This window comes from Longimicrobiaceae bacterium (assembly GCA_035936415.1).
Lineage (GTDB): Bacteria > Gemmatimonadota > Gemmatimonadetes > Longimicrobiales > Longimicrobiaceae > JAFAYN01.
Genome location: DASYWD010000225.1, coordinates 1 through 12856 on the forward strand (window position 1 = coordinate 1; position 12856 = coordinate 12856).

9 protein-coding genes, 5 tRNA genes and 1 pseudogene are annotated in these 12856 nt (G+C 71.6%); 3 read left to right on the forward strand and 12 right to left on the reverse strand.

What is annotated here, in order from left to right; all coding sequences use genetic code 11:
- The 6 genes and pseudogenes from VGR37_08875 to VGR37_08900 all read right to left on the reverse strand — a co-directional run.
- The coding region (locus tag VGR37_08875; GenBank protein HEV2147504.1) for a nucleotidyltransferase domain-containing protein at positions 1-696 on the reverse strand (696 nt) is incomplete at its 3' end.
- Positions 697-803: 107 nt separating this feature from the next.
- Entirely contained in the window at positions 804-1589 is a 786-nt protein-coding gene (locus VGR37_08880) for a L,D-transpeptidase (protein ID HEV2147505.1), read from the reverse strand.
- Positions 1590-1783: 194 nt separating this feature from the next.
- Positions 1784-1857 (reverse strand) — tRNA-Val (locus VGR37_08885).
- Positions 1858-1947: 90 nt separating this feature from the next.
- Positions 1948-2021 (reverse strand) — tRNA-Met (locus tag VGR37_08890).
- A gap of 13 nt (positions 2022-2034) precedes the next feature.
- Positions 2035-2107, reverse strand: a tRNA-Glu gene (locus tag VGR37_08895).
- A 71-nt stretch (positions 2108-2178) separates the two neighbouring features.
- Positions 2179-2255 (reverse strand): annotated as a pseudogene (locus tag VGR37_08900).
- Positions 2256-3292: 1037 nt separating this feature from the next.
- Between VGR37_08900 and VGR37_08905 the strand changes: the two are divergent.
- Both VGR37_08905 and VGR37_08910 read left to right on the forward strand, forming a co-directional pair.
- Entirely contained in the window at positions 3293-4198 is a 906-nt protein-coding gene (locus tag VGR37_08905; GenBank protein ID HEV2147506.1) for a hypothetical protein, read from the forward strand.
- 23 nt (positions 4199-4221) lie between these two features.
- Positions 4222-4641: a hypothetical protein gene (locus VGR37_08910; protein ID HEV2147507.1), complete on the forward strand. Its 420-nt coding sequence runs from the start codon at positions 4222-4224 to the stop codon at positions 4639-4641.
- Between the two features lie 463 nt (positions 4642-5104).
- Here the strand turns inward: VGR37_08910 and VGR37_08915 are convergent.
- Together VGR37_08915 and VGR37_08920 are read right to left on the reverse strand one after the other, a co-directional pair.
- A tRNA-Cys gene (locus VGR37_08915) sits at positions 5105-5175 on the reverse strand.
- Positions 5176-5202: 27 nt separating this feature from the next.
- Positions 5203-5275, reverse strand: a tRNA-Gly gene (locus tag VGR37_08920).
- Between the two features lie 217 nt (positions 5276-5492).
- Here VGR37_08920 and VGR37_08925 point away from each other — a divergent pair.
- Positions 5493-6911 (forward strand): hypothetical protein, encoded by a 1419-nt coding sequence (locus tag VGR37_08925; protein ID HEV2147508.1) that lies wholly within the window; start codon positions 5493-5495, stop codon positions 6909-6911.
- A gap of 96 nt (positions 6912-7007) precedes the next feature.
- On the opposite strand, the gene recN is transcribed toward VGR37_08925, so the two are convergent.
- The 4 genes from recN to VGR37_08945 form a co-directional block, all read right to left on the reverse strand.
- Positions 7008-8681: a DNA repair protein RecN gene (gene recN, locus VGR37_08930; protein ID HEV2147509.1), complete on the reverse strand. Its 1674-nt coding sequence runs from the start codon at positions 8679-8681 to the stop codon at positions 7008-7010.
- Between the two features lie 61 nt (positions 8682-8742).
- Positions 8743-10137, reverse strand: a complete 1395-nt coding sequence (mgtE, locus tag VGR37_08935; protein ID HEV2147510.1) for a magnesium transporter — start codon at positions 10135-10137, stop codon at positions 8743-8745.
- A 13-nt stretch (positions 10138-10150) separates the two neighbouring features.
- On the reverse strand, positions 10151-10603 hold the full coding sequence (ybeY, locus tag VGR37_08940) for an rRNA maturation RNase YbeY (GenBank protein HEV2147511.1): 453 nt from the start codon (positions 10601-10603) through the stop codon (positions 10151-10153).
- A 7-nt stretch (positions 10604-10610) separates the two neighbouring features.
- The coding region (locus tag VGR37_08945) for an HDIG domain-containing protein (GenBank protein HEV2147512.1) at positions 10611-12856 on the reverse strand (2246 nt) is incomplete at its 5' end.

Genomic DNA, 12856 nt, shown 5'->3' on the forward strand with positions numbered 1-12856 from the left:
GTACGACCCCGCCGCCCAGCGGAGCACGGGCCCGAAGCTCCGTGGCGCCTCTCCGTCCGCCCCGCAGTGCGCCAGGTATCTCCGCACCGCGTCGCCCCGACGCGGGCGCGTCTCCCCCTCGAGGAGGAGCATCGCGGTGCAGAGCCGCACCATGTCGTCCCGCATCCGGCGCCAGGCGGCGCCGTGGTCCCCCGCCAGGAGGTGCTCCGAAGCCTCTTCCCCACCCTCCCGCACCCGCTCCAGGAGCGCCCCCGTGCACCGGAGCGCGTCGCGCGGGCAGAAGGGGAGCCGGAGCGGGCACGACCCGACGGGCCAGAGCGGGACACCGTCGTCCAGCGCGTCCACCAGCATGGGCGTGCGGTTGCCGGGCTCCAGGTCCACCCCCGACACCGACCACACCGTCACGGGTACGCCGGTCTCCTCTGCCACGCGCTCCGCCACCTCCTCGGCCATCCCTGCCTGCGGCTCCCGGTCCGGGGGGAGCCTGCGGAACACCAGGAGGACGTCCACGTCCGAATCTGGGCGGGCCTCCCCGCGTGCCTTGGAGCCGAAGACGAAGGCGCGCGCCAGCTCGGCCGGGACCTCCCGCCGCACCCGGTGCACCACCTCCAGCGCCGCGGCACGGTCGCGCGGCGTCAGGAACCCGCCGCGCCCCCCGGCCCCCCGCCCCGCCCCGTTCGCTCGCCCGGTACGCATCGCCGGGCGGAGTCGCAAGTCGCGTTCCCGCCACGCAGGAGCACAACAGAATAGCGGGAGCCCGGCGCCGTGCCGGGCTCCCGCTTCTTCCCGCGAGGTGCGCGGGCTCAGTCCTGCTGCGCCGCGGTCGCGAGGCGCTCCAGTCCCAGGGCCTCGTTCAGCCCCACCTTGAAGACCCCCTTGGCCTGCCGGGCGCGGGCGACCAGCTCGTTCACCGCCGCGCGGTCCAGCCGGGACACGTCGTAGCCGGCCGAGATCAGCGCCTGGTAGACGCCCTCGGTGTGGATCCGGTTCCGCTTGTAGACGTCGCGATAGACCCGCAGCTCGCCGTCGCGCACCACCACCGGCTGGTAGGTGATCTCCAGCGGGACCTGGCTCCGGAAGGTGGAGTTGCGCGTGACGGTCGGCTTCGCCAGGACGCCGCGGATCTCCGAAGGCGCCATGGTGGGGTTCGCGCGGTGGTGCAGCAGCGTGGCCAGCTCGATCACGTCCGCGTTGCGCATCCGCACGCACCCGTGCGAGGCGGGCGTCCCCAGCTCCTTCTCGTGCGGGGTGCCGTGCAGGTAGTAGTACGGCGCGAAGAAGAGCTTCACCCGCCCCATGGGGTTGTTCGGCCCCGGAGGGGTCACCTTGTCGTTCTTGGCCCACTCCCGCGCCGGCGGCCGCCACCACGGGTTCCACTCCGCCCGCTGGATGGTGAAGTCGCCGTCCGGGGTGTCGAACCCCGGGAGCCCGGGCGAGACCGGGTACTCCTTGATGACACGGCCCCCGTCGTGGACGCGGAGCACCAGCTCGGGGATGTTCAGCGTGAGGCGGAGGCCTTCGGCGTCCTGCGCCTGGAGCGGGAGGACCGCCAGCAGCAGCGCGGACAGGAGCGTACCAACGACTTTCATGCGGGTACCGTTGCGAATGATGCGAAGGGACAACGAGTTACGCCCTGGAGAAAGGCAAGCGCCGTGCCGTCGTCCGGTGCGGGGGAGAGGGAAAGATAATTCGTCGGGGGGCGATCCGCAGGCCCCGGGCGGGAGATGGGGCCCGAATGCACGAGAGCCGCGCTGCGGGGTGCGGCGCGGCTCTCGTTTTTCAGTGGTCGATCAGGGACTCGAACCCCGGACCTCTCGCATGTGAGGCGAGCGCTCTAACCAGCTGAGCTAATCGACCGTATCGCAGGCCGGAGGGTATCCGCGCCTGCGCCAGGAAGTGGGCTGCTGCCTGCGGGGCCCTGACCCATTGCCTCCCAGTTGTGTTCAGTAGCGGGGGGGGGATTCGAACCCCCGACCTTCGGGTTATGAGCCCGACGAGCTACCAGGCTGCTCCACCCCGCGTCACCTTTTCAAGTACCCCGTAGGGGAATCGAACCCCTGTTTACGCCGTGAGAGGGCGTTGTCCTAGGCCACTAGACGAACGGGGCTTACAACTGCTCCCGAGCCTTCAAATCTACAACAATCTCCCGGCCTGTCAAGGGCTCGCGGGTCGTTCAAGAGGCGCCGCCCGGATTCGAACCGGGGGTCGAGGATTTGCGGTTATCCCCGGCCTCTGAGCGCCGGTTGCGCCGCGCCGCGCCGCGACAATGCTAACAGCAAGGGCTTACGTCGTCAACGCCTCCGCCCCGCTTTGTCGGCTCGCGCCGGCTGGCGGTTTGCTGGCCCCACGGGTCGACCCACACTCCAGGCTCCGCGCTGTCCGGGTGCGAGCCGATGCTCCTGGGTTTTCCGCGATCAGATGAAGCTGCGGCGATGCCGTGGCCCCCGTTGGTCGTTCATACGCGGCACGAGGCGCTGGAGACCACCGCCGTTGACTCCGTGGCCGGGACGCCCGCCCCGGTTCCGAACCGGGACAACTCCGATCAAAGTACTTCCCGATCGGGAGCCGGCTGCATCCTTTGTGGCCGGGGGTATCCGCACCGACTGGGTTCCCCATTGCGACCCTGGTCCTCACCTTCACGCGAGAAATAGGCGAGCTGTGCCCTTCTACTACACGCAGGCCGGAGAAGCGGCGGATCGCCCAGCGCCTGCTCGATGTCAAGGCGGGGCTCGATATGGAGGGCATTCCCAGGCGAACGATCTCGGAGACGTTAAACAACCCTCCAGCCTGAAAGATAATCCTCCGCTTGGTGGATCGGATTCCGCAGGTGGGTGAGGCGGGAGTCCGGAGCCTGGAACGGACGGGCGAGCCGTATTCGGAGAGAGTTGAGGACATTCATGTCCGAGGCGCGCCAGCCACCTTTTCGTTAGGCTCGGACCGGGGGGCATGGATCCGGTGGTGGGGTGCTCCCGCGGAGGGCAGATAGGCAAAGGGATCCCCGGGGCCCGCTGGCCGGTGCCGTCCAGACCTCGCGGGCACGTGATCAGCGCCGCCCTCCGAGAGATGATCCGGGGGAGCTCCTGCACAAGGGGATGAAGCCAACCGGCGCGTCACGAGCATCGCCCAGGATGATTGCAGGGCCTCGACGCCAGTCACGTCAGACTCATCGCCGGCCTGGCGAGCAACACGAGCGGCAACTGGACCTCGGAATACATCGGAACACAGCCGTCGGCACGGTCGCTCCGAATTGGATGCGTTCGCGACACGGACATTCGCCACCAGGAGGATGACGATGGACCGGAAAAGCACCATCAGTCGGATCATGTCGGAGGACAGCAAGAGCGCCGACGAGTTGCAGGAGCATATGCTGGGCACGTACGACAGCCTCCGTACGGGGCTCTGGGTGATTGGAGCTGCGCTTCCCCTCATCGTCCTGTTCGCAGGCGGCATCCTGCACCACGTCTGGTTCGAACCCTCGGTCAGCGACTACTACCACACCGACCACAAGATCCGTTTCTTCACCACGCGCGACTTCTTTGTTGGCGGTCTCCTGGCGGTCGGCGCTTGCCTGTACCTGTACAAAGGCTTCAGCACCCGTGAGAACGTGGCGCTGAACCTGGCAGGCGGCCTCGCGGCCGTCGTTGCCCTCTTCCCGAATGCCGGATCGGAGAGCGACGACAGTGTCTCCGTAGTGCACGCGACGGCGGCGGTGCTCTTCTTCCTGTGCCTCGCGTATGTGAGCGTGTTCCGCTCGCGCGACACGCTCCGCCTCCTGCCACCGGATAGGCGGCCGCACTACGCGCAGCGGTATGTCTGGACCGGGATGGCGATGTTTCTGATGCCGCTAACCGCGGTCGTGCTCTCGTATGTGATGGAGCCGCTTTCGCCGTTTCGCACGGTCATCTTCTGGGTGGAGACGGCAGGGGTGTGGGCGTTCGCCTGGTACTGGAGAATTAAAACGCGCGAGATGCGCGAGTCCAGAGCTGAGAAGCGTGGGCTCGACGCCGAACTGCAGCGCGATCTCGTACCCGCCACGCCGGCCGCCGCGGGCGGCGTTGGCGGCGCGTCCGGTGCGGTCCTTCGGACGCTCTCTCCCAAGTCCGGCCAGGTAGAGAGAATCGTCCCGGTGGAGCGGACGGACGGTAGCGACTCCCCGGCGCCCGACACGCTCCACGCCACCGCGCGCGCACGCTCGTGACTCCGCTCGCAAGAGTATTCGTCGTGAAGATCGCCGCGACGGTCCTCTTCTGGGCCGGTCCGCTGCTCCTCGTCCCTGAGCAGCTCCTCGCGGCGGCTGGGCTGTGCGGCAAGGCCGTCCCGCTCGTACGGCTACTCGGCTGCGCATACACGGCGCTTTGCATCGGGTACGGCTTCGGCCTGCGGGAGGTGTACTCCGGCCGGCGCCCAATGGGCGCAATTGCCGTCGGGATCGTAAGTAACGCGGGCGCGGGCGCCTACCTGACGTACTTCGGTGTGACCGACGGCTGGGTGGGGTGGCCCCTCGTAGTCACGGTCGCGGCCTGGGCGTCCGCCGCGGCGACTCTCGGCATCGCGTTCGGGCTCTACTGGTTCGGGCTACGCGACGTCACGGGTAGCGGAAGTCGAACAGCCACCGGTTCGGTTCGACGCACGGTGCGTTAAAACGAGAGGGATCCCTCCTCGTGCAGCACTTCGATGACGCCCGGCGCGCCACCGTGGCGCGCGAGGCGAGCCCTGCCTGTGCGAGCAGGTTGCCCTGCAGAGTCGGAAGTCCACACGTGAGGGCGAGGGGAGCATGCCCGCCGGGGAGACCTGCAGGCGCAACTGGACCAGCGCGCCCGCCCAGGTTCGCCTCGGGCGGTGCGCCGCACGTGCGATGCGGCCTCAGGCTGGGCGGGTGCATCCCCGGTTCGCGGCTGCCGTCCGCGCCATCCTCGGCCGGCAGCCGCATACGACGCCGCCCGCCGTGACGCAGAAAGCGGCCCCGGGAATCTCCCGGAGCCGCTTTCTTTTCTCTCGCCGTCGCCACGCAACCGCCCGCAAGAGGCTCCTGGCCCCACCGCAAGCCCCACGGGGCCGTTCTTGCGAGAGTCGCTGCGCGCGCAAGTCGTTGTCCTGCTTGAAGAGGCGCCGCCCGGATTCGAACCGGGGGTCGAGGATTTGCAGTCCTCTGCCTTACCACTTGGCCACGGCGCCGGTGCTGCGTTCCATTGCGGGCGCCAGAGCGGGCAACCGGGCTCGAACCGGCGACCTCAACCTTGGCAAGGTTGCGCTCTACCAACTGAGCTATGCCCGCGCCAGAAAGGAGAGCAAACATACCGTTCTCCGCCCCTTCCGTCAACCCTGAGCGGCGCTCTGCGAGCCCGCGCCGCGCCCCTCGCGCGCCCGTGCGGCGGCGCGCGCGTTGACAGGGCAAAAGCCGACCGCTAGCGTCCCCCTCGCGCCCGCCCGTGCGGGCCGATCCCGACCGACGCGACCACCCGGGGCCCCGGCCCCTTCCGACCCGGATCCGAATGAAGCTCGTTCCATGCGCCGTCGGCGCCACCCTCGCCCTGCTCCTGGGCGCGGCGGCCGCGGCGGCCCAGGAGGACGCCCGCGTCCTCCCGCGGGGCTACCTCGCCCTGAAGGTGGGCGGCGAGTTCACGCAGTTCGACTCGCGGCTGGGGAGCGGGGCGGACGGGGGACCGCTCGGGGCCCCGCTGGCGGTCCCCCTCCCCGCCTCCCTCTTCCCCGGCACCCTGCCGCCGGTCCGCGACTCCCTGGCGCGCTTCTTCACGGCCACCTCCGCGGCAGGCGAGACGTTCCCGCTGACGGAGGCGGACGTATTCCCCGGCGTGCTGGATCCCGACCTCGCCGCGGACCTGCGCCGCGTGCCGATCTCGCTCCAGGCCGGCGTGACGAGCCGGCTGATGCTGCGCGCCACCCTCCCCGTGGTCCGCCGGGAGACGGAGCTGGTGTCGCTGCGCCTGGCGGGGGGCACCATCGGCGCCAACGCGCGGGGCGACACCCTGGCCGCGCTGTTCCGCAGGATCGACCCGTCGCTCGCCACGATCGGCCGGCTCCCCTACCTCCCGCTCGCCGGCTCGCGCGCGGGACAGGAGCTGCAGCGCCGCTTCCGCCGCGCCACCGGCGACACGACGACCCTCCCCCTCCCCACCACCGGCCTGAGCCGGACACAGCTGAACGCGCTGCTCGGGGCGAACCGCTCCCTCCCGATCGCGGCGGCCGGCGAGAACTACCGCGTGGGCGACGTGGAGATGGCGGCGAAGCTCCAGCTCCTGGGCGGCACCGGCGCCCTCTCCCCGCGCGAGACGGGCGCCCGCCTGGCGGTGGAGGCGGGGGTCCGTCTCCCCACCGCGATGACGACCGGCGCGGACAGCCTGACCGAGCTGGTGGGCGAGAACGGCCACGCGGGCGCGACGGCCGCGGTGTTCGCCGACGTGCCGCTCGGGGCGAGGTTCTGGATCGGCGCGCAGGCGCGCTACGGGCTGCTCCGCCCGCGCGACGTGGAGCGCTTCACCTGGAACCCCGCGGCGCCACTGGACAGCCTGGTTGCGCTGCGCCCGTTCCGCCGCGAGCCGGGGGACCGGCTGGAGGCCACCGTCGCGCCGCACTTCCAGGTCACGGACGAGATCGCGCTGCTCGGGCGGTACGGCTTCGCCCGGGTGGGCGCGACGGTCTACACCGGCGCGGATCCCGACCCGGGCACCAACGTGGCGGGGCTGGAGAGCACCGCCGCGGGGACGCTGCACACGCTGGGAGTGGGGATGACCTACAGCACCATGGGCGCGTTCGTGCAGGGCCGGACCGCCATCCCGCTGGAGATCTGGCTTGCCTACGACGGCGCGGTGGCCGGGAGCGGGGGCGTGCCGGACCTGGGGAGGGTGACGCTGGCGGGGCGGATCTGGGTGCCGGCCTGGGGAGGGCGGTGAGGGGGAAGTGCGAAAGTGCCGGAGTGCGAGAATGGAACGGCGCCCCAACGGGAGATCCCGGTGGGGCGCCGCCATTTAGCGAGTCGAGGATCAGGATCAGGCTGCGCCGACGCCGCGCTCCAGCAGCTCGCGGGCGTGCTCTAGCGAGACGGTGCTCTCGGGGTCGCCGCCCAGCATCCGCGCGATCTCCTGCACCCGTGTCCCCTCATCGAGCGGGTGCACCTCGGTGGTGGTGCGCCCCGCCTTCTCGCGCTTCACCACCAGGAGGTGGTTGTGCGCGCGCGAGGCGATCTGCGGCAGGTGCGTGATGGCGAACACCTGGTGGCTCCCCGCCACCGCGCGCATCTTGTCGCCCACCTGCAGCGCCACCCGCCCGCCGATCCCGGTGTCCACCTCGTCGAAGATCAGCGTGGGCACGGAGTCCAGGCGCGCGAGGATGGTCTTGAGCGCCAGCATCACCCGCGCCAGCTCGCCGCCGGAGGCCACCTGCGCGATGGGCTTGGGGTCGAACCCCTTGTTGAGCGAGACGCGGAACTCCACCTCCTCGGCCCCGTGCGAGCCGGGGGCCGGGAGCGGCACGGCCGCGGCCTCGAAGCGGCCGCCGGTCATCCCCAGCTCGGGGAAGATGGCGTTCACTTCCTTGGCGAGCGCGGTCATGGCCTTCGCGCGGCGCTTCGTGAGCTCCGCCGCGAGGCGCGTCAGCTCCTCCGCCGCCTCGCGCTCGCGCCGCTGCAGCTCTTCCAGCTCGAAGGACGCACCCTCCAGCAGGTCCAGCTCGCCGCGCGCCTTCGCGCCGGTCTCGATCACGTCCGCCAGCTCCGGCCCGTACTTGGTCTTCAGGCGGAAGAACAGGTCCTGGCGGCGGCGGATCTCCTCCAGCCGCTCCGGGTCGTGCTCCACGGAGCGGGCGTACTCCTCCATCCGCTCGCCCAGCTCCTGCAGTGCGTAGTATCCGGTGTCGTACAGCTCCTGGAGCGAGGCCTGCCCCGGGTCGATCCGGATGAGCTGGTCGAGCGCGCGCTGCAGGCTCCCCAGCCGCGACACCAGCGCGGAGCTCCCCCCGGCGACGGCGTCGTAGAGGCTCCCGGAGAGAGCGGTCAGCTCCTCCGCGTGCGTGAGGCGGCTGGCCTCCGCGTCCAAATCCTCCTCCTCGTCCGCCTTGAGCTTCGCGCCCTCGATCTCCTCCAGCTGGAAGCGGAGGAAGTCCACCCGCTGCGCGGCCTCGCGCCGGCGCCGCTCCAGCTCCTCAATGTCGCGGCGCGCGGCCAGGAGCGTGCGGTGCGCTTCCGCCACCCGGCCCGCGAGCTCCACGTTGCCGGCGTAGGCGTCCAGGATGGCGCGCTGCTCCTCGCGGCGCAGGAGCGTCTGGTGCTCGTGCTGCCCGTGCAGGTCCACCAGCGCGCGCCCCAGCTCGCCGAGCACCGTCGCCGTGGTCGGGGAGCCGTTGATCCAGGCGCGGCTGCGCCCCTCGGCGGCCACCTCGCGCTTGAGGACGATCACGCCGTCCTCCGGCTCCACCCCGCGCTCGTCCAGGAGGCGGGCGATGTCGTCGCGCCCGTTCACCTCGAAGACGCCCTCCACGGAGGCGCGGTCGGAGCCGGCGCGGACCACGTCGGTGGACGCGCGCTCCCCCAGCAGCAGGGAGAGAGCGCCGACGATGATCGACTTCCCCGCCCCGGTCTCGCCCGTGAGCACGTTGAGCCCGGGGCCGAGGCGGACGGAGAGCTGGTCGATCAGCGCGAAGTTGCGGATGCGGAGCTCGGAAAGCATGCGCGAAGATACCCCGAAGACGGGTCGCGGTTCGTGCTTCGTGGACGGGTCGGAAGAGCCGTCAGAGGAGCACCTGCGTCGCCAGGCCCAGCAGCAGCAGGAAACCCACCAGGTCCGTAAACGTCGTCACGAAGATGGACGACGCCACCGCCGGGTCCACCCCCACGCGCTCCAGGATGATGGGGACGAAGGCGCCGGCGAACCCGGCCACGGAAAGGTTCAGCCACATGGCCAGCATCACCACCGCGCCGAGCAGCGGGTTGCCGTTCAGCGCCCACGCGATCACCGCGACCGAGGCGCCGATGGCGAGGCCGTTCCCGATCCCCACGAGCAGCTCCTTGCCGACGATGCTCCAGCGGTCGCCGAGCGTCTCCTGCGATAGGGCGAGACGGCGCACGGTGACCGCCAGCGCCTGCGTCCCCGCGTTCCCGCCCATCCCCGCGACCACCGGCATCCAGGCGGCGAGGAGGGGGAGGGCGCTCACCGTGTCCTCGAAGAACACCACCACCGAGGCGGCGGCGAAGGCGGTGAGCAGGTTCACGAAGAGCCAGGGGAGGCGTGAGCGCACGGCGTCCCACCAGCCGCCGCGGATCTCCTCCTCCTCCGAGACGCCGCCGAACTTGAGGATGTCTTCGGTGGTCTCGGCCTCGATGACGTCGATCACGTCGTCGAAGGTGATCCGCCCCAGGAGGTGGCCGTCGTCGTCCACCACCGGCACGGCGGCCAGGTTGTAGCGGGCGAGGACGCGCCCCACCTCCTCCTGGTCCTCTCCCGGCGCCACGGTGGCGACCACCTCCTCCACCATGTCCATCACCTTCGCGTCCGGGCGGGCGATCACCAGCGCCTGGAGGGGAACGGTGCCGCACAGGCGGTTCCCCTCGTCCACCACGAAGATGCTGTAGAACTCCCCGACCTCCTGCCCCTGCCGCCGGACCTCCTCGATGGCCTCCGCCGCGTTCAGGGTGTGGCGCACGGAGACCAGCTCCGTGGTCATCAGCCCGCCGGCCGACTCCTCGTCGTACTCCAGGAGCTGCCGGATCTCCCCGGCCTCCTCCAGGGAGAGCGAGGCCAGAACCCGGTCCTGCTCCTCCGGGTCCAGCTCGCCGATGATGTCGGCAGCGTCGTCGTCGGAGAGCTCCGCGAGCACCGCGGCCATCTGGTCCGGCTCCAGGCCGGCCAGCGAATCCTCCGGGTGCTCCTCCCACTCCATCTCCGAGAGCGCCTCGGCCGCCAGGGCGGGGTCCTGGGCGAGGACGCGGAGCACGCGCGCCCGGTCGTCCTCGTCCAGCGCCTCCAGCAGGTCGGCGACGTCCGGGGCGTGGAACTCGGAGAGGAACGCCCCCAGCGCTTCGACGTCCCCGGCCGCGAGCAGCTCGTGGAGACGGTCGAGCGGGTCCGCCACCGGGGGGGGCGGAGGCGCGGGAGCGGGCGGGGACGGCGGCACCGCGGTGCTCATGGGTGGACGCGCCTCACGGCGTCCCGCCGGCATCCAGGAGTTCGCGGAGGATCTCCTCCTGCCGCCGGAACATCTCCGACCCGGCGCGCTCCTCGCCCTCCGGGTGGTCGTGGCCGACCACGTGGAGGGTTCCATGGACCGCGAGACGCAGCAGCTCCTCCGCCGCGTCCACTCCCAGCTCGCCCGCCTGCCGGAGCGCCTGGTCGAGCCCCACGTACACGTCGCCCAGCACCGGCTCCCCCTCGCCGTGCAGCGCGAAGGAGATCACGTCCGTGGGGCGGTCGTGGCCCAGGTACTCGCGGTTGAGCTCGGTGATCTCCGCGTCGCCCAGGAAGGCGACCGACACCTCGGCGGCGGCATGCCCCTCGGCGCGCAGGGTCGCGCGGACGGCGCGCTCCACGGCCGCCGGGTCCAGGGGGATGGTCACGCCCTCCCCGAGGCTCACCTCCACCTCGATGCGGTCCATGGCTCCCTCAGGCGCTGGCCGGGACCTCCGCCGGTGCCGCGGGGACGCCCTGATCGGCTGCGTCGCTCCGGGGGGCCGGCGGGTAGTCGATGCGGTGGTGGTACATCCCCGAGAGGACCCGGGCGAGCTGCTCCCTGACCACCTCCAGGTCGCGCAGCGTCAGCGGGCACTCGTCGAGCTGCCCTGCGGCGATCTTCCCGGCGACGATCCGCTCCACCAGCTCGCGGAGCCGGTCCGGGGTGGGATCGGGGAGGACGTGGGCGGCGGACTCCACCGAGTCGGCCATCATCAGCACCGCCGTCTCCCGGGTCTGCGGCTTCGGCCCCATGTAGGTGAAGTCCTGCGGGTTGACGCTGCCGTCCGGGTCCGCCTCCTTCGCCTTCTCGTAGAAGAAGGAGATGGACTGCGTCCCGTGGTGCTCCCGGATGAACGCCTTCACCGGCGCGGGAAGGTTCGCCTCGTCGGCCAGCCGCAGCCCCTCGATCACGTGGCTCCGCACGATCGCCGCGCTCATGGCGGGCTTCAGCTTGTCGTGCGGGTTCCGCCCCTTGGGCTGGTTCTCGATGAAGTACTGCGGCTTCGCGACCTTGCCGATGTCGTGGTAGTACGCCCCCACCCGCGCCAGCAGCGAGTTCGCGCCGATAGCGTGGCACGCCGCCTCGGCCAGGTTGGCGACGTTGATGGTGTGGTGGAAGGTGCCGTTCGCCTCCCGCTGCAGCCGCCGGAGCAGCGGGCGGTTGGTGTCGGAAAGCTCCAGGAGCATCGCGTCGGTGGTGACCCGGGCCCAGGACTCCATGAGCGGGAGGAAGCCGATGGCGACCACCGACGAGAGCACGGCGCTCGCCACCCCCCACGCCACCCCGTTGATGATGTCCGGGCCCTCGCGCGAGCGCAGCAGGCCCAGCGTGACCGCCACCAGCGCATACGCCACGGCGATGATCACGACGAAGAGCCAGGTCTGCGACCGGCGCTGCGCGGCCCGGACGCTGAACGCCGCCGCCGCGCCGGTCACCGCCGCCGTGAAGGGGACGGTGATCCCGAGGAAGGGCGCCTGCCCGCCCAGAAGGAGCGCCAGCAGGAGCGCGAGAGACAGCCCCAGCCGCCCCCCCCAGAGCGTGGCGACGATCAGCACCGCGAAGGTGAAGGGGATCAGCTCCTGCGGGAGGGCGGCCCAGGAGATCAGGGCCGCGGTGGCGGCCACCGCGGTGACCAGGACGCCCAGCAGGAGCAGGGCGCGCAGGTCGTCGTACAGCGTCCGCCGCGACAGCCAGAGGAGGAGCCCCAGGATGGCGAGGATGGAGGCATTGAAGAGGACGGCGCCGACGGCCCGGCTCAGGGTGTTCTCGACCGTGTCGTCCAGCCCGCGCTCGGCGAGCGTGGCCTGGTAGGCGCGCAGCCGCTTCTCCTCGCGCTCGCCGATCTGCTCGCGGGCGCCCACGATCTTCTCGCCGCTGAGCACCGTGGCGGCCACGGGGTCCACCGCCGCGCGCGCGCGGGCGCGCGCCGCCTCCGTCTCGCGCTCGTTGAAGGCCAGGCTCGGCTGGAAGTAGCGGATCAGGAGGAGGCGCTGCAGCTCGGCCGCGTCGGGCCCCAGCTCCGAGGGGAGCTGGGCCGACGCGAGCCGGTAGAACTGGTCCGGAGTTATGATCGAGTCCACCGGCGCGATCCGCTCCCCGCCGACGGCGCCGCGGACCCGCACGGCGGAGATCCCCTCCCGCTCCAGCGAGGTCGGCGCCACCCCCACCGGCAGGATGTCCCGCACCGCGCGCTCGGTGGCGTCCACGAGCCGCGCCCGCCGGTCGGGGTCGATGAGCAGCTCCACGGAGCCCGGCGTGGCCGCCACGCGGCTCCCCCGGAGGGCGGCCTGGACCCCCGCCCGCGGGTCCGGCTCGTTCCCCACCACCGTCCCCACCGCGGCGAAGAAGCCGCGGATCCCTGCCAGGACGCTGTCCGCCGCGGCCGGGCGGAAGTCGTAGACCGGCGGGACGCTCCGGGCCGCCTCCTCCTGCTCCCGGCGCAGCTCCGCCGGGTCCTTGGGGACCTGGAAGCCGAACTCGGCGACCACGTCGGCCGGCGCCACCATCCCCCGCTCCAGCGCCGCGGAGTCGGAGACGCGCGCCGGGGGGAAGAGCAGGTACACCGCCGCCGCCACCGCGAAGAGGAGGAGGAAGCGGAGGCCGTGGTGCACCACCCGCGCGGAGCGGCCGCGCTCACGCGCCTGCGGGGGCGCGGCGGTCCCCCGCCGGCCTCCGC

Bases quoted from the DNA above. Each gene is read 5' to 3' on its own strand.
- VGR37_08880 (HEV2147505.1), bottom strand. From the start codon at position 1,589: ATGAAAGTCGTTGGTACGCTCCTGTCCGCGCTGCTGCTGGCGGTCCTC.
- VGR37_08905 (HEV2147506.1), top strand. From the start codon at position 3,293: ATGGACCGGAAAAGCACCATCAGTCGGATCATGTCGGAGGACAGCAAG.
- VGR37_08925 (HEV2147508.1), top strand. From the start codon at position 5,493: ATGAAGCTCGTTCCATGCGCCGTCGGCGCCACCCTCGCCCTGCTCCTG.
- recN (HEV2147509.1), bottom strand. From the start codon at position 8,681: ATGCTTTCCGAGCTCCGCATCCGCAACTTCGCGCTGATCGACCAGCTC.
- mgtE (HEV2147510.1), bottom strand. From the start codon at position 10,137: ATGAGCACCGCGGTGCCGCCGTCCCCGCCCGCTCCCGCGCCTCCGCCC.
- ybeY (HEV2147511.1), bottom strand. From the start codon at position 10,603: ATGGACCGCATCGAGGTGGAGGTGAGCCTCGGGGAGGGCGTGACCATC.